The following is a 19555-nucleotide window of genomic DNA, read 5'->3' as shown; positions in this document are numbered from 1 at the left end:
TCCCCACTGAGAACGGGCCTGCAGATGCAGGCCCGTTTTTGTTTACCTGCTGCGTCGGAAAAAATACCCGCTCAACAACGCCAACCCACACGCCCCTACGCCCGCAAACAACATCGCCCAACCTGCGCCGTGGCGCAGCGCCGCTTGGGCATCCGCGCGCGCCAGCCCCATCGAGCTCAGCACTTCCAGCTTGCCCGCTGCAATGTGCTGACTGATCGCGGGCCAATCCAGTGCGCTGGTTTCGGGCAGCACTTCGGCCAGTTGATGGCTGATCCCCAGCAAGAGCACCAAACCCATCAGCGCAATATTCAGCGCCAGGGTGATCAGCCGCGCACTGAGGTCGATACCCGAGGCCATGCCGGCGCGATCCGCCGAGACCGAGCCGGTGGTGGTGTTGGTGGTCGGTGAGTTGGTCAGCGCCAAGCCCACGCCGGCCATCGCGCAACTGAACAGCACCAGCACGATGTTTGGATGCGCGGCGCCATTGGCGGCGGCCATGGCCAGAAAGCCGGTGCCCATCACCCCCAGGCCCAGCGGGATGATGCGTGCGGCGCCGTAGCGCAGGGCCAGGCGTTCGGCCAGCGGCGGTACCAGCAAGGTGGGCAGGGTATAGGCGAGCAGGGCGCTGCCGGTGGTCAGGGTGTCGTAGCCCAGGCCCGCCTGGAAGTACAACGGCAGGTAGATCATGAACGGCCAGAAACTGAAGTTCATGCCGATCGACCCCATCAACGCGCCGTTGAAGCGTTGGATGCGAAACACCGAAAAATCGAACATCGGATGGGCGCTGCGCCGCTCAATCAAGCTGAACAGCAGCAGCGCGGCCAGCGACAGGCCGGCCCAGCCCAGCATGGCCGGTGCGCCAAAGCCATTCTCGGTGCCTTGGGTGATGAAATAAACCAACGCAAACACCGACAGCGTCAAGGTGAGCATGCCGGCGATATCGAGGCGATGGCTGGCCGGGTCGCGCGACTCCTGCACGCTGACATGCAGCAGCACCAGAGTCAGCAAGGTCAGCGGCACATGTACGAGAAACACCCAGCGCCAGTCCGCCACCGCCAGGATCAACGCCCCGACCATCGGCCCGAAGCCCAGGCCCAGGCCCGCGATCACGCCCCACACCGCAAAAGCCCGCGCCCGCGCCGCCGGTTCACGGAACTGGTGCGACAAAATTGCGAACTGGCAGATCATCATCGCCCCGGCGCCCACGCCCTGGACGAAACGCGCGGTGATCAGCAGGGACGCGTCTTCAGCCAGCCCGCAGGCCAGTGAGGCCAAGCCAAACAGCCACAGGCACAGCACCAGCATGCGTCGCCGGCCAAAGCGGTCGGCTAGTGTGCCGGCAGCCATCAGTACGCTGGTGCAGGCCAGGGTGTAGGCGTTCATGATCCATTGGGCATCCTGGAAACCCGTGCCCAATTGTTGTTCCAGCGTGGGCAGGATCACCGGCACGCTGGAGATTTCCAGGCCGAACATCAGCGCCACCAGGCACACGGCGGTGAGGGCGAGCGCGTTTCTGGCGGAGCTTGATGGGCTGACAGCCGATACAGCGACGGCGGGAGGCATGGGGTCTTCCTTTCGAGAGGTGGAGCGTGTCATTCTCGCGGGAAGTAGATTCTTTATTCGTGACAAATTTTCCTTCAATCAGGGAATCAAAGGCGACAATTACAGCATGGCCACCCCACGTTTTGATGGCGTTGAACTCTTTCTGCAGATCGTCGAGAGCGGCAACCTGACCGAAGCCGCCGAACGGCTGAACCTCACCCGTTCGGCCGTGGGCAAAGGCTTGGCGCGCCTCGAGGCGCGCCTGGGCACATGCCTGTTGCAGCGCTCCACCCGTCGTCAGCGGTTGACTGAGGACGGGCAGGCTTATTACGAGCATTGCCTGCGCGCGCTGGCCGAGCTGGAAGCGGCCGAATCCGTGCTCGAAAGCGGTCGGCAACAGCCTCGCGGGCGCTTGAGGGCGAGCTTGCCGCTGGCTTTCGGGCATCACTATGCGGCGCCGGCGTTGTGGGGCTTGCTGGACCGTTTTGCGCAGTTGGAGATTGATATTTCGTTTTCTGACCGGCTGATCGACGTGGCCCAGGAAGGCTTCGACCTGGCGGTGCGAATCGGCGCGTTACCCGACACCGACCGCTTGAGCGCGCGGCGCCTGGGCGAACAGGCCATCGGCCTGGCGGCGGCGCCGGCGTATTTGCGCCGCGTCGGTCGAATCGAGTGTCTCGAAGATTTGGCCGGGCACCGCGGCATTGCCTACCGCTGCAATGCGCCGCGCCTGGAGTGGGAACTCAATGATGCCCAAGGCCGCCCGCACCGCGCGCGGGTCGCCTCGCCGCTGATGATGGACGACCTCCAGGCCGTGGCCGATGCCGCCATCGCTGGCGTGGGCCTGGCCTGGTTGCCGAGCTGGCTGATCGCGCACTATGTGCTGCGCGGGCAGCTGGAAGCGGTACTGCCGAGCTACCGCGAGCAACCCGCGCCGATCCATGTGATCTGGCCCACCGCGGCGCACATGCCGGCCAAGACGCGCTGCGCCATCGACGCCCTGGTCGCGGGCACCCCGAGTTGCCTGGCGGGCAGCTAGATCTCACGCCTTCGAGCAGGTGATTCATCCGTTCTCTTTTGCTTATGAGAATATTTATCATTAATATTGCGCTCTGATGAACCTGGCGCTCCCCGCATGAAAAGCAAAACCTCGCTTCCCGCCGCTTACCGCCTCGCTGTCACGTCACGCGTATTGGCCGCTGTGGTCGGCGGCTATCTGATGGCGTCTCTGGCCGCCGTCTGCCTGGCGCTGTGGCTGCCCACGTCCCGCGCCGACGCAGTGATCACCGGGATGATGAGTTCGTTTGTGTTCTACCTGTTGGCGGTGCTGTGGTGCTTTGCCTGCCGCACGGCATGGCGTGCCTGGTGTGGCGTGATGCTGCCGAGCGCGTTGTTCGCGACCCTGGCAGGTGTGGGTGTATGGATGGCACGCACATGAAAGAAGGATTCCGCCAGGCCATGGCCTGGTTGCACACTTGGGCCGGACTGATCTTTGGCTGGCTGCTGTTTGCGATTTTCCTGACGGGCACCTTGTCGTATTTCAAGGATGAAATCAGCCATTGGACCCAGCCCGAAGTGCAGGCCAGGCCGTTGGACGATGGGCGCAGCCTCGCGGTGGCCCAAGCCTACCTGCAGCGGCAGGCGCCCACCGCCGCGCGCTGGATTATCACCTTGCCGAACAGCCGCGACCCTGGCCTGTCGGTGATGTGGCAAGACAAGGTCGACCCGGGCAAACGCGGCAACTTCATCCAGAAAGTCCTCGACCCGGTCAGCGGCCAAGCCGTGCAAGCCCGCGAAAGCATGGGCGGCGAGTTCTTCTATCGCTTCCACTTCCAGCTGCAAATGCCGTACCCCTGGGGCCGCTGGTTATCCACCTTCGCCGCGATGGTGATGTTGGTCGCGTTGATCACCGGCATCATCACCCACAAAAAAATCTTCAAGGACTTCTTCACCTTCCGCCCCCGCAAGGGCCAGCGCTCCTGGCTCGACGGGCATAACGCCGTGGGCGTGCTGGTGCTGCCGTTTCATTTGATGATCACCTACAGCAGCCTGGTGATCTTCATGAGCATGGTCATGCCGGCCCCGATCGTGGCCTCTTACGGCAACGACAGCCGGGCCTTCTTCAACGAGGTGTTCCCCGCCACCGACAACGCCCCGGCGCTGGGCCAGCCCGGCACATTGTTGCCGTTGCTGCCGATGTACGAACAGGCGCGGGCGCAGTGGGCGGGCGGGCATGTCGGGCGCTTGGTGGTGAATAACCCGAGTGATGCGAATGCCTCGGTCAATGTGGTCCGCGCCGGCGCCGACCGCGTGGTGCATGATTTCGGCAGCACCGTGTCGTTCAACGGCAGTACCGGCGAGCGGCTGCGGGTCAGCGCCGAGCAATCGCTGCCGGCGGCGATCGGTGGCAGTTTCTATGGCCTGCACATGGGCCGTTTCGCCGGCCCGGTGTTGCGCTGGCTGTACTTTATCTGTGGGCTGGCGGGCACCGCGATGATCGGCACCGGCCTGGTGATCTGGCTCGGCAAGCGCCAGCTCAAGCACGCCAAAACCGGCGGCATGCCGTTTGAGCTGCGCCTGGTCGAAGTGCTCAATATCGCCAGCATGTCCGGGTTGTTGATCGCCATCGCGGCGTTCTTCTGGGCCAACCGTTTGTTGCCGGTGAGCTTCGCCCAGCGCGCCGACTGGGAAGTGCAAATGTTCTTTATCGCGTGGGGCCTGAGCCTGTTGCACGCCATGCTGCGCCGAGGGCGCCAGGCCTGGGTCGAGCAACTGAGCGTTGGCGCGCTGTTGTTTGGCGCGATCCCTGCGCTCAACGCGCTGACCACCTCGCACCACTTGGGCGTGTCACTGGCGACGGGCGACTGGGCCATGGCCGGCTTCGACCTGACGTGCCTGGGCAGCGGGGTATTCCTCGCCTGGGCCGCCTGGAAGATGCACCACCGCACGGCGCCCCAGCCCAAGGCCGAACGGGCGCGCGCGCTCACTCTCAAACCGGAGGCGCATTGAATGCTGCTTGCATGGCTGATGTGCTACGTCGGGTTTACCGCACTGTGCCTGTCCACCGACCGTCACCATGGCGAACTGCTGCGCAGCAAGCCGTCGCCGCGCCGCCGCCTGGGGTTGCGCGCGGTCGGCGGGGGGTGCTTGACGCTATCGATCTGGCCAGCGGTGGCTGCCTCGGGGTGGGCCCAAGGCCTGGTGGAGTGGTGCGCGGTGTTGATGCTCAGCGCGCTGCTGCTGGTGCTGCTGTTGCCGTATTGGCCGAGGTTGGCCTTGAGCCTGGCGGGCGTCGGCCTGCTGGCCGGTCCCGTCGCAGCCTTTGCCACCCTGTGAGCCGCGCATGATGATCAGTACGCCACCGGAACCCCAGGACAGCCCGCACGCGGACGCGGCGGGTGGGCGCGCGCATTTCCTGCAGGTGTTTTTGTCCCAGCGTTCGCAGATGGAAGCGCTGGTCAGCCGGCGCGTGGGCTGTCGTGCCACTGCAGCCGACCTGGTGCAGGACTTGTTCCTGCGCTTCTGGCGCCGGCCGCTGGTGCAGGTCGAAGAACTCAGCACGTACCTGCTGCGCTGCGCCGGCAATATCGCCATCGACCACCTGCGCAGCGAAGGCGCGCGGGTGCGCAGCAACGAAGGCTGGTTGCCCGAGCAGCAGGACAATCAAGGCTCCGAACCCCAGGCTGCACTGGAGGCCGGCAACGACCTGCGCCACGTCGAGGCGGCCTTGCGCAGCTTGCCCGAGCGCACCCGCCAGATCTTCCTGCTCCAACCGCATCCATGGCCGCAAATACGCGCAAATCGCCAAGGCCATGGGGCTGTCCCAAAGTGCCGTGGAAAAACATATGATGCGTGCCCTCGAAGCCTGCAAAGCCAGCCTTCGCGAGCCATCGCCTCCACGCACGCCAGGGAAAGCACCGTGAACGTCACTCCCACGCCCGACCAGCAACAGGCCGCACTGGCCTGGCTGAGCCTGTTGCACGACCAGCCCAGCAGCGGCGACCAGGCCACCTTCAGCCTTTGGCTGCGGGCTGATCCGGCACACGTCGAGGCCTATTCCCAGGCCCAGGTGTTATGGGAGTTGAGCGAAGTGCCGGCGCGTAAACTGGCGGACGAAGACGCGTTGGCCTTACACGGCTACCTGAATGCGATGCACACCTCGCAGCGCTCACGGGTCATGCGCGGGGTGGGCGCCCTGGCCATGGCCGCGTGCCTGGTGTTGATGGTGTGCATGGGCGGCGGCTGGCAACCGTCGCGCTGGGTCGATGACCTGGGGGCGGACTACGTGACGGCGCCGGGCGAGGTGAAAACCGTGACCCTGGCCGATCAATCCCGCGTCACCCTGGATGCCGACAGCGCCATCGCCGTGGATTTCAGCCAGGGTGAGCGGCATGTCCAACTGCGGCGCGGCGCGGGCTTTTTCAGCGTGACTCACACCGGCGCGGCATTTGTGGTGGGCGCGGGCAGTGGTGAAACACGGGTGCTGGGCACGCAGTTCGAAGTGCGCCTGCAACCGGCGGGCGCGCAGGTGACGGTGTTGTCGGGGCGGGTCGGCGTCACGCCGGCCAAGCAGGGTGCGCAGCAAATTCTTACGGCGGGCCAGCAAATGAGCTACGCCGAGGGCGTGGCCGAGCCCCGGCACGCGGTCGACAGCGAATCACGCCTGGCCTGGCGCGACGGCTGGCTCAACTACTACAAGGCACCGCTGGCCGAGGTGATCGAGGATCTGCAGCGTTACTACCCTGGGCGCATCCTGCTGCTCAACGACGAAGTGGGCTCCCGGCGTGTCAGCGGCAGCTTCCCGAGCAACGATCCGCAAGCCGTGCTGAATGGCTTGCAAGCGGTGCTGGGGTTCGAGCAGCACACGCTGCTGGGGCGGCTGATCGTGGTGCGCTGATTACTTCAGCGCCGCCATGATCTTCTCGGGGCTGTAATCGCGAATCAACGTGCCGTTCACGTCCACAAACGGAATCCCGCCGCCGCCCAACGCTTCATAGGCCTTGCGCGCCTGGGCGTCTTTTTCGATATCGAGCGCCTGGTACGGAATGCCTTTCTGGTCGAGGAAGCGGCGGATCTGTTTGCAGTAGCCACACCACTCGGTGGAGTAGAGCACCACGCGCGCCGAGGCCCGCGTTTGCTCCGGGACCACCTGGGACGGGTTGAACAGCCGTTCGACCTTGCCCCAGTTCTGGATCGCCACCACCACCAGCAACACCAGCAGGACTTTTTTAAGGACCCCGCCGAGCATCAGTTGCGGCGCTTGAGCTGGTCGGTCAGTTGGGTCGGCAGGCCCTTGATGATCAAGGTGCCGGCGGCTTCGTCGTACTCGATCTTGTCGCCCAGCAGGTGCGCTTCAAAGCTGATCGACAGCCCTTCGGCGCGCCCGGTGAAGCGGCGGAACTGGTTGAGGGTGCGTTTGTCGGCCGGGATCTCCGGCGACAGCCCATAGTCCTTGTTGCGGATGTGGTCATAAAACGCCTTAGGCCGATCTTCATCGATCAGACCCGACAGTTCTTCCAGGCCCATCGGCTCGCCGAGCTTGGCCTGGCTGCTGGCGTAGTCCACCAGGGTCTTGGTCTTTTCGCGGGCGGTTTCGTCCGGCAGGTCCTCGCTTTCAACGAAGTCGCTGAACGCCTTGAGCAGGGTGCGCGTTTCGCCCGGGCCGTCGACGCCTTCCTGGCAGCCGATGAAGTCGCGGAAGTACTCCGAGACTTTCTTGCCGTTCTTGCCCTTGATGAACGAGATGTACTGCTTGGACTGCTTGTTGTTCTGCCACTCGGACACGTTGATCCGCGCCGCCAGGTGCAACTGGCCCAGGTCCAGGTGGCGCGATGGCGTCACGTCCAGTTCGTCGGTGACCGCCACGCCTTCGCTGTGGTGCAGCAGGGCGATGGCCAGGTAGTCGGTCATGCCTTGCTGGTAGTGGGCAAACAGCACGTGGCCGCCGGTGGAAAGGTTGGACTCTTCCATCAGCTTCTGCAGGTGTTCGACGGCGGTGCGGCTGAACGTGGTGAAATCCTGGCCCCCGTCGAAATACTCCTTCAACCAGCCGCTGAACGGGTGCGCGCCCGACTCGGCATGGAAGAAACCCCAGGCCTTGCCTTGTTTGGCGTTGTAGCTCTCGTTGAGGTCGGCAAGCATGTTCTCGATCGCGGCCGACTCGGCAAGTTCGGAGTCGCGGGCGTGGAGAACTGCGGGTGTGCCGTCGGGTTTTTTGTCGATCAGGTGGACGATGCAATGACGGATCGGCATAGGCTTCTCGGCTGGTTGATAGGGGAGCGGTTGGCCTCCCCGAAAAGTCGCCCAGTGTACCGCACCCATTGGCCAAGACGTGCTTTGAAGGTGTTTTGGAAGGCCTCCGACGGGCCATATGCCTTTTTTTCACGGTTTAGAGCGATAAAGCTGACCAAATGGGTAGGTAGAAGCGGATATTTCCCCGTCTCTGTGCTAGTTTTGCCCGGTCTTACGCCCAAGACTCGGCGTTAAGCGTGCATTCAGTATTTGTCAGGTCGAACCAATCCTCGTTTCAAGCATCTATAACCCCGATCTCCGAGGTTATAGCCGGGGATGCCAGGCCTTGACGGTCGGGCTCGACGGCTGACACTGCACTCTGCAATCCATATGAATTTGATAGGGAAGGAACACCACAATGGCTATTACTAAAGACCAACTGATCGCTGACCTGGCTGAAGCAGTAGACGCACCGAAAACCACCGTGCGCGCTCTGCTGGACCAACTGAGCCAAGTTGTTGCTGATCAGCTGGAAAACGGCGGCGAAATCACTCTGCCAGGCGTTGGCAAACTGAAAGTGACCGAGCGTCCTGCCCGTACTGGCCGTAACCCTTCGACTGGCGCTGCCATCGAAATCGCTGCCAAGAAAGTTATCAAGCTGGTTGTGGCCAAAGGCCTGACCGACGCTGTTAACAAGTAAGACGCAGCAAAAAAAAACCGTGCGCCGGAGCGATCCGGGCACGGTTTTTTGTTGCCCGGGATTTAGGCTCAGTCTTTGCGCGCCCAGCGCTGGCGCCATACCTGCTGCTCGGACGGGGTCTGGAAGGTCCAGGCGACAAAGCGGCTCTGTTTCTGGCCCTGGGACATTTCCACCACCTGGCTTTGCAGCACGCCGGCTTTTCTCAGCGCGGTCTCGATCGCGGGCAGGTTCGAGGCTTTCGACACCAGGGTGCTGAACCACAACACCTTGTGGGCAAAGTGCGCGCTCTCGGCGATCAATTGCGTCACGAAGCGCGCTTCACCGCCTTCACACCACAGTTCGGCCGATTGGCCGCCGAAGTTCAGCACCGGCAACTTGCGTTTTGGGTCAGCCTTGCCCAGGGCGCGCCATTTGCGTTCGCTGCCTTTGGTGGCCTCGTCCATGGACGCATGGAACGGCGGGTTGCACATGGTCAGGTCAAAGCGCTCGCCCGGTTCCAGCAGGCCCAGCAGGATCTGTTTGGGGTTGCTTTGCTGGCGAAGCTGGATCGCCTTGTTCAGGCCGTTGGACTGCACAATGGCCTTGGCGGCGGCGACGGCGGTGGGGTCGACTTCCGAACCGAGGAAGTGCCAGCGGTATTCGCTGTAGCCGATCAGCGGGTAGACGCAGTTGGCGCCCATGCCGATGTCCAGCACCTTGACCGGCGCGCCGCGGGGAATTTCGCCGTCATTGACGCTGGCCAGCAGGTCGGCGAGGAAGTGGACGTAGTCGGCACGCCCTGGCACCGGCGGGCACAGGTAATCCGCCGGGATGTCCCAATGCTGCACGCCATAGAAGGACTTCAACAGCGCCCGGTTGAATACGCGCACGGCGTCCGGGCTGGCGAAGTCGATGCTTTCCTTGCCGTAGGGGTTGATGATCACGAATTGCGCCAGTTCCGGCGTGGTCTTGATCAGCGCCGGGAAGTCGTAACGGCCCTGGTGGCGGTTGCGCGGGTGCAGGCTGGCCTCTTTGCGCGGCACGACGGGTTTGGCCGTGGCGGCGGTCTTGGGCTTCTTGCGCGGAGGTTTCGGTGTGCTGGGGGCGGTCATGATGATTCTGGTGTTGGCTCAAAGTGGTGGGCATTGTCACACATCCTGAGGTCAACTCGATCAAATGTGGGAGGGAGCAAGCCCCCTCCCACATTGATCGGGTTTGCAAAGGAAAAAAAAGAGACCCGCAGGTCTCTTTTTTCACACGGCTAGCCCTTACAGGCTGGAAATCCGCGCATGTTGCTCCGCCAGCTTGCCCAGGGCCTGTTCGGCCTCGGCCAGTTTGGCGCGTTCTTTGTCGATCACTTCAGCCGGTGCCTTGTCGACGAATGCCGCGTTGGACAGCTTGCCGCCGACCCGCTGCACTTCGCCTTGCAGGCGTGCAATTTCCTTGTCGAGACGGGCCAGTTCTGCGCCTTTGTCGATCAGGCCGGCCATCGGCACCAGCACTTCCATGTCGCCGACCAGTGCGGTCGCCGACAGTGGCGCTTCGGCGTCATCCGCCAATACGGTGATCGATTCGAGCTTGGCCAGCTTCTTGAGCAGCGCATCGTTCTCGCTGAGACGCCGCTGGTCTTCGGCGCTGGCGTTCTTCACGAACACCGCCAGTGGCTTGCCCGGGCCGATGTTCATCTCGGCGCGGATGTTGCGCGTGCCGAGCATCAGGGTCTTGAGCCATTCGATATCGCTTTCGGCAGCCTCATCGATGCGGGCTTCGTTGGCCACCGGCCAAGGTTGCAGCATGATGGTCTTGCCTTGGATACCGGCCAGCGGCGCGAGGCGCTGCCAGATTTCTTCGGTGATGAACGGCATGAATGGGTGCGCCAGGCGCAGTGCCACTTCGAGGACGCGCACCAGGGTGCGACGGGTGCCGCGCTGGCGTTCGACCGGCGCATTTTCGTCCCACAGCACTGGCTTGGACAGTTCCAGGTACCAGTCGCAATACTGGTTCCAGATGAACTCGTACAAGACCTGCGCGGCCAGGTCGAAACGGAACTGGTCGAGTTGGCGGGTCACTTCGGCTTCGGTACGCTGCAGTTGCGAGATGATCCAGCGGTCGGCCAGGGTCAGTTCGACTTCTTCGCCGTTCTGCCCGCAGTCTTCGCCTTTATCCAGCACGTAGCGCGCCGCGTTCCAGATCTTGTTGCAGAAGTTGCGATAGCCTTCGACGCGGCCCATGTCGAACTTGATGTCGCGACCGGTGGACGCCAGCGAGCAGAAGGTGAAGCGCAGGGCGTCGGTGCCGTAGCTGGCGATGCCGTCGGCGAACTCGTCGCGGGTCTGCTTCTCGATCTTCTTCGCCAGTTTCGGCTGCATCATGCCCGAGGTGCGTTTCTGCACCAGGGTTTCCAGGTCGATACCGTCGATGATGTCCAGGGGGTCCAGAACGTTGCCCTTGGACTTGGACATTTTCTGGCCCTGGCCATCGCGCACCAGGCCGTGGACGTACACGGTCTTGAACGGTACTTGCGGCGTGCCGTCTTCGTTCTTCACCAGGTGCATGGTCAGCATGATCATCCGGGCAACCCAGAAGAAAATGATGTCGAAGCCGGTGACCAGCACGTCGGTGGAGTGGAATTTCTTCAGGAACTCGGTTTGCTGTGGCCAGCCCAGGGTGGAGAAGGTCCACAGGCCCGCGCTGAACCAGGTGTCCAGTACGTCGTTGTCCTGCTGCAGCGCCACGTCCGGGCCGAGGTTGTGCTTGGCGCGCACTTCGGCTTCGTCGCGGCCGACATAGACCTTGCCCGACTCGTCGTACCAGGCCGGAATGCGGTGGCCCCACCACAGCTGACGGCTGATGCACCAGTCCTGGATGTCGCGCATCCACGAGAAGTACATGTTTTCATACTGTTTAGGCACGAACTGGATGCGGCCATCTTCCACGGCTGCAATCGCAGGCTCAGCCAGCGGCTTGGTAGACACGTACCACTGGTCGGTCAGCCACGGTTCGATGATGGTGCCGGAGCGGTCGCCCTTCGGCACTTTCAGGTTGTGGTCGTCGACGCTGACCAGCAGGTCGGCGGCGTCGAAGGCGGCAACGATCTGCTTGCGCGCTTCGAAACGGTCGAGGCCGACGTATTCGGCCGGGATCTTGCCGTCGATGCTCGCGTTCAGCGTGCCGTCCAGATTGAAGACCTGGCAGGCCGGCAGTACGGCGGCATTCTTGTCGAAGATGTTCAGCAGTGGCAGGTTGTGGCGCTTGCCGACTTCGTAGTCGTTGAAGTCGTGGGCCGGGGTGATTTTCACGCAGCCGGTGCCGAATTCGGGGTCGCAGTAGTCGTCGGCGATGATCGGGATGCGGCGGCCGACCAGCGGCAGCTCGACGAACTTGCCGATCAGGGCCTGGTAGCGCTCATCGTTCGGGTTCACGGCCACGGCGGCATCGCCGAGCATGGTTTCCGGACGGGTGGTGGCGACGATCAGGTAGTCGTGGCCTTCAGCGGTCTTGGCGCCGTCGGCCAGCGGGTACTTGAGGTTCCACAGGAAGCCTTTCTCGTCGTGGTTTTCCACTTCGAGGTCGGAAATCGCCGTGTGCAGCTTGGTGTCCCAGTTGACCAGGCGCTTGCCGCGGTAGATCAGGCCGTCTTCATGCAGGCGCACGAAGGCTTCTTTCACGGCTTCCGACAGGCCGTCGTCCATGGTGAAGCGCTCGCGGCTCCAGTCGACGGACGAACCTAGGCGACGGATCTGACGGCTGATGTTGCCGCCGGACTGGTCCTTCCATTCCCAGACTTTCTCCAGGAATTTCTCGCGGCCCAGGTCGTGACGGCTCTGGCCGGTGGCTTCGAGTTGGCGCTCCACCAGCATCTGCGTGGCGATACCGGCGTGGTCGGTGCCCGGTTGCCACAGGGTGTTGCGGCCCTGCATGCGGCGGAAACGGATCAACGCATCCATGATCGCATTGTTGAAGCCATGGCCCATGTGCAGGCTGCCAGTGACGTTCGGTGGCGGAATCATGATGGTGTAGGAATCGCCCGCACCTTGCGGAGCGAAATAATTCTCGGACTCCCAGGTCTGGTACCAGGAAGTTTCAATAGCGTGCGGCTGGTAGGTCTTATCCATGCGCGGCGGGACCCTAGTTGGCATTAATTCAGGAAAGCCGGCAAGTATAACGGGGGATAGGGGCGAGGGGTAGGAGCGAGCTTGCTCGCGAAAACCTGAAGGGCCGCGCGTTCATTCAGGATGTCCGCGCCATCATTGACGTTTTTCGCGAGCAAGCTCGCTCCTACAGGGGCGCTAATTCTGGTACTGGCTGAGCAACCGTTCCATCCGCGCATCCATCCGGCGCTTGATCTCGGTTTCGATATGCGGGGCGAAGTCGTCGATCACGTCTTGCATGATCAGTTGCGCGGCGGCGCGCAGTTCGTTGTCCAGGTGCAGCAGCAAGGCATCCGGGGTTTTTTCGGCAGGCGCGGCAGCGGGCGCCGCTTCGACAACCGGTGGGGCCGGCGCAGGTGGCGGTTCGAGCGGCTCAACCGGCTTGGTGCCGACCATGTCGAACAGCAGGGGAATCTGCACGTCGCCATTGACGGTTTCCGTCAGCAGCGGCGGTTGAAGGTTGTCATCACCCAGCAACTGACGGATCGACTCCAGGTCGTCCAACAGGTGGTCGTCTTTTTTTAGCGTGTTCGGGGTGTCCATCATGCACTCAAAGTCGTTGTAGCCGGTGATCCTGCAAAGGATAGCCCTGTTCGCGATAGAAACGGAAACTCTCCCGCGCGGCCTGACGAATAGCCGGATCTTCCACCACCACTTCCGCCACGCGGGCGAACGCCTTGGCAAAGGCCGGGACTTTCAGGTCGAGGTTGACCAGCAGGTCATGGTGATCGCCGCAGCTGTCGCCTACGCCCAGGACCACCTGGCCCTCGGGTTCACTTTCCGCAGGGCCGTGGGGCACGAAACTTTCGCCCTTGAAGCGCCACAGGCGTGCGTCGAGCTCGTCGCGTTGGGCGGCATCGCTGCAATGCAGGTAGATGCGGTGGCCCATGCGCCAGGCTTTTTCGGTGAGTTTGCAGGCAAAGTCCAGGCGCGCGAGCGGATCGGCGCTGGGCAGTATATAGAAGTCAACTTGGGTCATTGCGGTTCCTGGAGCCCGAGGCGGCGGTAACGCCGCCCCGGAGTCACGGTTTTCAGGCCTTGGCGCGATCCAGCAGGTACTGGGTCAGCAGAGGCACCGGACGGCCGGTAGCGCCCTTGTCCTTGCCGCCGCTGGTCCAGGCGGTGCCGGCGATGTCCAGGTGTGCCCAGTTGAAGTTCTTGGCGAAGCGCGACAGGAAGCAGGCCGCGGTGATGGTGCCGGCCTTCGGGCCGCCGATGTTGGCGATGTCGGCGAACGGGCTGTCCAGCTGTTCCTGATACTCGTCGAACAGCGGCAGTTGCCAGGCGCGGTCGTCGGCGGCCTTGCCGGCGCTGAGCAGTTGCTCGATCAGTTCGTCGTTGTTGCCCAGCAGGCCCGAAGTGTGGGAGCCGAGGGCGACGATGCAGGCACCGGTCAAGGTGGCGATGTCGATCACCGCCTGTGGCTTGAAGCGTTCGGCGTAGGTCAGCGCATCGCACAGCACCAGGCGGCCTTCGGCGTCGGTGTTGAGGATTTCGACGGTCTGGCCGCTCAGGGTGGTGACGATATCGCCCGGACGGGCCGCGCCGCCGCTCGGCATGTTCTCGGCGCAGGCCAGGATGCACACCAGGTTGATCGGCAGCTTGAGCTCCAGCACCGCGCGCAGGGTGCCGAACACGCTGGCGGCGCCGCCCATGTCGTACTTCATCTCATCCATGCCCAGGCCCGGCTTGAGGCTGATGCCGCCGGTGTCGAAGGTGATGCCTTTACCGACCAGGGCGTAAGGCTTCTCGGCCTTCTTGCCGCCGTTGTATTGCATCACGATCAGGCGTGGCGGCTGGTCGCTGCCCTGGCCGACCGCATAGAACGAGCCCATGCCCAGTTCCTTGATCTTCTTCTCATCCAGCACTTCGACTTTCAGGCTTTTGAATTCCTTGCCCAGCGCCTTGGCCTGCTCGCCCAGGTAGGTCGGGTGGCAGATGTTCGGCGGCAGGTTGCCGAGGTCGCGGGTGAACGACATGCCGGCGGCGATGGCCTGGGCGTGGCTCACGGCGCGTTCGACTTCGGCCTGGGCGGCCTTGATGGTCAGCAGGGTGACTTTCTTCAAGGCACGCGGTTCGGCTTTCTGGCTCTTGAACTGGTCGAAGATGTAGCCGCCGTCGAGCAGGCTTTCGGCCAGCAGGCGGGTCTTGCCGTAGCTGTCACGGCCCTTGACCACGATTTCATCGAGTGCCAGCGTCGCGTCGCTGCCGCCCAGGCCCTTGAGGGTGGTGAGAATGCCGCTGATGATCTTGCGGAACGGGCGGTCGCCGAGTTCGGCGTCCTTGCCCACGCCCACCAGCAATACGCGCTCGGCCTTCAGGTTCGGCAGGCTTTGCAGCAGCAGGCTCTGGCCGACCTTGCCGGCCAGGTCGCCGCGCTTGAGGACCGCGCTGATGGCGCCGCCGCTCAGTTCGTCGAGTTGTTTGGCCGCAACGCCGAGCTTGCGGCCTTCGCCGACAGCGACCACGAGGGTGGCGGTTTTCAACGTTTCGGGGCTAACGCTTTTTACAACCAATTCCATGTTCGGGTCCCTTATAAAGGTCTGTGAGCCTGGAGTCTGTGTGCTCCGGCTTTTAAAGCCTGGCAGCCGTGTAAACCGCCAGCGACAAAGGCCGCAGTTTGAACCTCGGCGGCGGAGCCTGACAACCCTTGCCGCAGGCTTTGTGTACGCGCATGAGTAAGCTCCGTGACAGGCGCGGTCAATCACAGGATAATGCGCAATCTTTTTAGCCGGCCTGTTTAAACGGGCCGACTCGTTATGCTTGCTTGTTTGGCCGCCTTAGCCTGACAACCCTGGAGTGTCTGGTTTGATTGTCTTCCGTTATCTGTCCCGCGAAGTCCTGTTGACCCTGAGTGCCGTGAGCGCGGTATTGCTGGTCATCATCATGAGTGGTCGTTTCGTCAAGTTCCTTGCCCAGGCGGCTTCTGGCGCCCTGGATCCGGGCTCGCTGTTCTTGATCATGGGCTTTCGCCTGCCAGGCTTTCTGCAGCTGATTCTGCCGCTCGGCCTGTTCCTCGGCATTCTTCTGGCCTACGGCCGGTTGTACCTTGAAAGTGAAATGACTGTGCTTTCGGCCACCGGCATGAGCCAGCAGCGTCTGCTGGCCATGACCATGGTGCCGGCCGCCGGTGTTGCCCTGCTGGTGGCCTGGTTGAGCATGAGCCTGGCGCCGCAAGGTGCCATGCAGTTCCAGTTGCTGCTGAACAAACAGGACGCGATGACTGAGTTCGACACCCTCGAGCCCGGGCGCTTTCAGGCACTCAACGACGGCACGCGGGTGACCTACACCGAAACCATGACCGATGACCGCGCCAACCTCGGCGGCGTGTTCATTTCCCAGAAAAACTTTGGGCAGAACCAGAAAGACCGTGGCATTTCGATTCTGGTGGCCGACAGCGGCCGGCAGGAAGTTCGCCCCGACGGCAGCCGTTACCTGATCCTGGAAAATGGCTATCGCTATGACGGCAGCCCGGGCCTGGCGGATTATCGGGCAATCAAATACGACACTTATGGCGTAATGCTGGCTCGTCCTGATATCAGCGAAGAAGTCACCGACCGCGATGCACTCCCGACGTCGTCGCTTTTCGGCAGCCCGGAACTGCGTTCCATCGCCGAGCTGCAATGGCGTATTTCCCTGCCGTTGCTGGTGTTCATCGTGACGCTGATGGCCGTGCCGCTGTCTCGCGTCAACCCGCGCCAGGGCCGCTTCCTCAAGCTGCTGCCGGCGATCCTGCTGTACATGGCCTACCTGACCATCCTGATCTCCGCCCGTGGTTCCCTGGAAAAGGGCAAGCTGTCGCCGACCCTGGGCCTGTGGTGGGTACACGGGGTTTTCCTGATGATCGGCCTCGGGCTGCTCTACTGGGAACCTATACGTCTGAAAATGAAGAGCCGTCGTGGCCAGAAGGAGTTGGCTCGTGGCTAAGCTCGATCGCTACATCGGTAGCAGCGTACTGATCGCCATCCTGGCGGTGTTGGGCATCATTCTCGGGCTGGCGTCGTTGTTCGCCTTCATTGATGAAGTGGGCAACGTCACCGACACCTATACCGTGACGGACGTATTGAGCTTCGTGGCGCTGACCGCCCCGCGTCGTCTCTACGAAATGATGCCGATGGCCGGGTTGATTGGCTGCCTGATCGGCCTGGGCGGCCTGGCCAGCAACAGCGAGCTGACGATCATGCGTGCGGCCGGGGTTTCCATCGGCCGTATCGTCTGGGCCGTCATGAAACCGATGCTGTTGCTGATGGCGTGCAGCGTGCTGATCGGCGAATACGTGGCGCCACCGTCCGAAGCGACTGCCCAGGCCAATCGTGCCCTGGCCCAGGGTTCGGGCGATGCACAAAGCGCCAGGCATGGCCTGTGGCACCGTCAGGGTGATGAATTCATCCACATCAACGCCGTGCAGCCCGACGGCCTGCTGATTGGTGTGACGCGCTACACGTTCGATAAAGAGCGGCACATGCTGACCTCCAGTTTCGCCAAGCGCGCGCAGTACAGTGCTGAGAAATGGACGCTGAGTGATGTCACTACCACTTACTTCCGCAATGTGGGCCAAGGCATCAAGGCCAGCACCGAAGTGATCAGTGTGCCGACCGAGCAATGGGACATCGCCCTGAAGCCGGAACTGCTCAGCACCGTGGTCATGATCCCGGAAGCCCTGCCGATCTCCGGTTTGTGGAGTTATATCCACTACCTCAAGGATCAGGGCCTGAATAACGGCCGTTACTGGCTGGCGTTCTGGGTCAAGGTGCTGCAGCCGGTGGTCACCGCCGCGCTGGTGCTGATGGCGATCTCGTTCATCTTCGGCCCGTTGCGCTCCGTGACCCTCGGTCAGCGGGTCTTCACCGGCGTGCTGGTGGGCTTCGCGTTCCGGATCGCCCAGGATTTGCTTGGCCCGTCGAGCCTGGTGTTCGGCTTCTCGCCGCTGTTTGCGGTGCTGGTGCCGACCGCCATCTGCGCCCTGGCCGGGTTCTGGCTGCTGCGCCGCGCCGGGTGAGCCTGCGCTTATGAGCAAAAAATGCCCCGTTCGAGAGATCGGGGCATTTTTGTTCTGGTCAGCAAAGATGACGTCCTGCCCGAGCATCAGGTACAATTCCCGGCTATTTTTCAGCGGGCAGTCTGCCTGCAGCCTTTTTGAGTGTTGATCCGTGAGTGATTTGAGTCATATCCGCAATTTCTCCATCATCGCCCACATTGACCATGGCAAGTCGACGCTGGCCGATCGATTCATCCAGATGTGCGGCGGCCTTGCCGAGCGTGAAATGGAAGCCCAGGTACTGGACTCCATGGACCTCGAGCGCGAGCGCGGGATCACCATCAAGGCCCACAGCGTGACTCTGTACTACACCGCCAAAGACGGTATCAAGTACCAGCTGAACTTCATCGACACCCCAGGCCACGTCGACTTCACCTATGAAGTCAGCCGTTCCCTGGCGGCCTGCGAAGGCGCGCTGCTGGTGGTGGACGCGGGGCAGGGCGTCGAAGCCCAGTCCGTGGCCAACTGCTACACCGCCATCGAGCAAGGCCTGGAAGTCATGCCGGTGCTGAACAAGATCGACCTGCCGCAGGCCGATCCGGACCGCGTGAAGGAAGAAATCGAAAAAATCATCGGCATTGACGCCACCGACGCCGTCGAGTGCAGCGCCAAGACCGGCCTGGGCGTCGACGAAGTGCTCGAGCGCCTGGTCAAGACCATCCCCGCGCCTACCGGCAATATCGAAGATCCGCTGCAGGCGTTGATCATCGACTCCTGGTTCGACAACTACCTGGGGGTTGTCTCCCTGGTACGCGTGCGCCATGGCCGTGTGAAGAAAGGCGACAAGATCCTGGTCAAATCCACCGGCAAGATCCACCTGGTGGACAGCGTCGGTGTGTTCAACCCGAAGCATACTGCCACCGTTGATCTGAAAGCCGGTGAAGTCGGCTTCATCATCGCCGGCATCAAGGACATCCACGGCGCGCCGGTGGGTGATACCCTGACCTTGAGCAGCACCCCTGACGTCGACGTGCTGCCGGGCTTCAAACGCATCCAGCCGCAGGTCTACGCCGGCCTGTTCCCGGTCAGCTCCGACGACTTCGAAGACTTCCGCGAAGCCCTGCAGAAGCTGACCCTCAACGACTCGTCGTTGCAGTACACCCCGGAAAGCTCCGACGCCCTGGGCTTCGGCTTCCGTTGCGGCTTCCTCGGCATGCTGCACATGGAGATCATCCAGGAGCGCCTTGAGCGCGAATACGACCTGGACCTGATCACCACCGCGCCAACCGTTATTTTTGAGCTGTTGCTGAAAAACGGTGAAACGATTTACGTCGACAACCCGTCCAAGCTCCCGGACCTGTCTTCCATCGAAGACATGCGTGAGCCGATCGTGCGCGCCAATATTCTTGTGCCGCAGGAGCACCTGGGCAACGTCATTACCCTGTGTATCGAGAAGCGCGGCATCCAGCACGACATGCTGTTCCTCGGGACCCAGGTACAAGTGACCTACGATTTGCCGATGAACGAAGTGGTCCTGGACTTCTTCGACCGTCTCAAATCCACCAGTCGCGGCTATGCTTCGCTGGATTACCATTTCGATCGTTACCAATCGGCTAATCTGGTGAAACTGGATGTGTTGATCAACGGCGACAAGGTCGATGCCCTGGCACTGATCGTGCACAAGGACAACGCGCACTACAAAGGTCGACAGTTGACCGAGAAGATGAAAGAACTGATTCCGCGCCAGATGTTCGACGTCGCGATCCAGGCCGCCATTGGCGGGCAGATCATTGCGCGGACTTCCGTCAAGGCACTCAGAAAGAACGTACTGGCCAAATGCTACGGTGGCGACGTCAGCCGTAAGCGCAAGCTGCTTGAGAAGCAAAAGGCCGGTAAAAAACGCATGAAGCAAGTGGGCAACGTGGAAATTCCACAAGAAGCCTTCCTTGCGGTGCTCAGGTTGGATAGTTAGGT

Annotated in this window: 17 protein-coding genes and 1 pseudogene; 10 read left to right on the top strand and 8 right to left on the bottom strand. The window is 62.4% G+C overall.

Annotated elements, in window-relative coordinates; all coding sequences use genetic code 11:
* Positions 1 to 42 precede the first annotated feature (42 nt).
* Positions 43 to 1563, bottom strand: coding sequence for an MFS transporter (locus ACVWZP_RS15045; protein ID WP_079442910.1), 1521 nt, complete (start codon positions 1561 to 1563; stop codon positions 43 to 45).
* A gap of 106 nt (positions 1564 to 1669) precedes the next feature.
* Between ACVWZP_RS15045 and ACVWZP_RS15040 the strand changes: the two genes are divergently transcribed.
* The 6 genes and pseudogenes from ACVWZP_RS15040 to ACVWZP_RS15015 all read left to right on the top strand — a co-directional run bounded on the left by ACVWZP_RS15040 (position 1670) and on the right by ACVWZP_RS15015 (position 6439).
* Positions 1670 to 2581, top strand: a complete 912-nt coding sequence (locus ACVWZP_RS15040; protein WP_026139741.1) for a LysR family transcriptional regulator — start codon at positions 1670 to 1672, stop codon at positions 2579 to 2581.
* 96 nt (positions 2582 to 2677) lie between these two features.
* Positions 2678 to 2980, top strand: coding sequence for a DUF3649 domain-containing protein (locus ACVWZP_RS15035; RefSeq protein ID WP_457369895.1), 303 nt, complete (start codon positions 2678 to 2680; stop codon positions 2978 to 2980).
* The gene (locus tag ACVWZP_RS15030; RefSeq protein ID WP_108525914.1) at positions 2977 to 4551 is read left to right on the top strand and encodes a PepSY domain-containing protein; all 1575 of its coding nucleotides are present in this window, start codon (positions 2977 to 2979) and stop codon (positions 4549 to 4551) included. The genes ACVWZP_RS15035 and ACVWZP_RS15030 overlap by 4 nt, the downstream gene beginning before the upstream one ends.
* Entirely contained in the window at positions 4552 to 4878 is a 327-nt protein-coding gene (locus ACVWZP_RS15025; RefSeq protein ID WP_046384596.1) for a DUF3325 domain-containing protein, read from the top strand. It abuts the gene before it with no gap.
* 7 nt (positions 4879 to 4885) lie between these two features.
* Positions 4886 to 5465, top strand: a pseudogene (locus tag ACVWZP_RS15020) (RNA polymerase sigma factor).
* On the top strand, positions 5462 to 6439 hold the full coding sequence (locus ACVWZP_RS15015; RefSeq protein WP_457369894.1) for a FecR family protein: 978 nt from the start codon (positions 5462 to 5464) through the stop codon (positions 6437 to 6439). Before ACVWZP_RS15020 ends, ACVWZP_RS15015 begins: the two are co-directional and overlap by 4 nt.
* Here the strand turns inward: ACVWZP_RS15015 and ACVWZP_RS15010 are convergent, their stop codons facing one another.
* Positions 6440 to 6790: a glutaredoxin family protein gene (locus ACVWZP_RS15010; RefSeq protein WP_017844532.1), complete on the bottom strand. Its 351-nt coding sequence runs from the start codon at positions 6788 to 6790 to the stop codon at positions 6440 to 6442.
* Positions 6790 to 7794: a nucleoid-associated protein YejK gene (gene yejK / locus ACVWZP_RS15005; protein WP_017844533.1), complete on the bottom strand. Its 1005-nt coding sequence runs from the start codon at positions 7792 to 7794 to the stop codon at positions 6790 to 6792. The genes ACVWZP_RS15010 and yejK overlap by 1 nt, the downstream gene beginning before the upstream one ends.
* 397 nt (positions 7795 to 8191) lie before the next feature.
* On the opposite strand from yejK, the gene ACVWZP_RS15000 reads away from it, so the two are divergent.
* Positions 8192 to 8473 carry an HU family DNA-binding protein gene (locus ACVWZP_RS15000; protein ID WP_003188840.1) on the top strand — a complete coding sequence of 94 codons (282 nt, stop codon included), beginning with the start codon at positions 8192 to 8194 and terminating at the stop codon, positions 8471 to 8473.
* A 68-nt stretch (positions 8474 to 8541) separates the two neighbouring features.
* Here the strand turns inward: ACVWZP_RS15000 and rlmF are convergent, their stop codons facing one another.
* From rlmF to ACVWZP_RS14975, 5 genes are all read right to left on the bottom strand, one after another.
* On the bottom strand, positions 8542 to 9564 hold the full coding sequence (rlmF, locus tag ACVWZP_RS14995) for a 23S rRNA (adenine(1618)-N(6))-methyltransferase RlmF (protein WP_046384592.1): 1023 nt from the start codon (positions 9562 to 9564) through the stop codon (positions 8542 to 8544).
* Positions 9565 to 9720: 156 nt separating this feature from the next.
* Positions 9721 to 12567 (bottom strand): valine--tRNA ligase, encoded by a 2847-nt coding sequence (locus tag ACVWZP_RS14990; protein ID WP_457369893.1) that lies wholly within the window; start codon positions 12565 to 12567, stop codon positions 9721 to 9723.
* 174 nt (positions 12568 to 12741) lie between these two features.
* Entirely contained in the window at positions 12742 to 13146 is a 405-nt protein-coding gene (locus ACVWZP_RS14985) for a DNA polymerase III subunit chi (RefSeq protein WP_457369892.1), read from the bottom strand.
* A 7-nt stretch (positions 13147 to 13153) separates the two neighbouring features.
* Positions 13154 to 13582, bottom strand: coding sequence for a DNA polymerase III subunit chi (locus tag ACVWZP_RS14980; protein ID WP_177029750.1), 429 nt, complete (start codon positions 13580 to 13582; stop codon positions 13154 to 13156).
* Positions 13583 to 13634: 52 nt separating this feature from the next.
* Entirely contained in the window at positions 13635 to 15125 is a 1491-nt protein-coding gene (locus ACVWZP_RS14975; RefSeq protein WP_017844539.1) for a leucyl aminopeptidase, read from the bottom strand.
* 286 nt (positions 15126 to 15411) lie between these two features.
* Between ACVWZP_RS14975 and lptF the strand changes: the two genes are divergently transcribed.
* The 3 genes from lptF (at position 15412) to lepA (ending at position 19553) form a co-directional block, all read left to right on the top strand.
* On the top strand, positions 15412 to 16530 hold the full coding sequence (lptF, locus tag ACVWZP_RS14970; protein ID WP_457369891.1) for an LPS export ABC transporter permease LptF: 1119 nt from the start codon (positions 15412 to 15414) through the stop codon (positions 16528 to 16530).
* The gene (lptG, locus tag ACVWZP_RS14965) at positions 16523 to 17602 is read left to right on the top strand and encodes an LPS export ABC transporter permease LptG (RefSeq protein WP_288078306.1); all 1080 of its coding nucleotides are present in this window, start codon (positions 16523 to 16525) and stop codon (positions 17600 to 17602) included. The genes lptF and lptG overlap by 8 nt, the downstream gene beginning before the upstream one ends.
* A 151-nt stretch (positions 17603 to 17753) precedes the next feature.
* Positions 17754 to 19553: a translation elongation factor 4 gene (gene lepA / locus ACVWZP_RS14960; protein WP_017844542.1), complete on the top strand. Its 1800-nt coding sequence runs from the start codon at positions 17754 to 17756 to the stop codon at positions 19551 to 19553.
* The last annotated feature ends 2 nt before the right edge of the window (positions 19554 to 19555 follow it).

The organism is Pseudomonas sp. TE36184, assembly GCF_054060055.1.
The sequence above is the reverse complement of the archived record's forward strand: the minus strand, read 5'-3'. Positions and strand labels throughout refer to the sequence as shown.

Coding starts and splice junctions, on each gene's coding strand:
- ACVWZP_RS15045 (WP_079442910.1), bottom strand. CDS start 1,563: ATGCCTCCCGCCGTCGCTGTATCGGCTGTCAGCCCATCAAGCTCCGCC.
- ACVWZP_RS15040 (WP_026139741.1), top strand. CDS start 1,670: ATGGCCACCCCACGTTTTGATGGCGTTGAACTCTTTCTGCAGATCGTC.
- ACVWZP_RS15035 (WP_457369895.1), top strand. CDS start 2,678: ATGAAAAGCAAAACCTCGCTTCCCGCCGCTTACCGCCTCGCTGTCACG.
- ACVWZP_RS15030 (WP_108525914.1), top strand. CDS start 2,977: ATGAAAGAAGGATTCCGCCAGGCCATGGCCTGGTTGCACACTTGGGCC.
- ACVWZP_RS15025 (WP_046384596.1), top strand. CDS start 4,552: ATGCTGCTTGCATGGCTGATGTGCTACGTCGGGTTTACCGCACTGTGC.
- ACVWZP_RS15010 (WP_017844532.1), bottom strand. CDS start 6,790: ATGCTCGGCGGGGTCCTTAAAAAAGTCCTGCTGGTGTTGCTGGTGGTG.
- yejK (WP_017844533.1), bottom strand. CDS start 7,794: ATGCCGATCCGTCATTGCATCGTCCACCTGATCGACAAAAAACCCGAC.
- ACVWZP_RS15000 (WP_003188840.1), top strand. CDS start 8,192: ATGGCTATTACTAAAGACCAACTGATCGCTGACCTGGCTGAAGCAGTA.
- rlmF (WP_046384592.1), bottom strand. CDS start 9,564: ATGACCGCCCCCAGCACACCGAAACCTCCGCGCAAGAAGCCCAAGACC.
- ACVWZP_RS14990 (WP_457369893.1), bottom strand. CDS start 12,567: ATGGATAAGACCTACCAGCCGCACGCTATTGAAACTTCCTGGTACCAG.
- ACVWZP_RS14985 (WP_457369892.1), bottom strand. CDS start 13,146: ATGGACACCCCGAACACGCTAAAAAAAGACGACCACCTGTTGGACGAC.
- ACVWZP_RS14980 (WP_177029750.1), bottom strand. CDS start 13,582: ATGACCCAAGTTGACTTCTATATACTGCCCAGCGCCGATCCGCTCGCG.
- ACVWZP_RS14975 (WP_017844539.1), bottom strand. CDS start 15,125: ATGGAATTGGTTGTAAAAAGCGTTAGCCCCGAAACGTTGAAAACCGCC.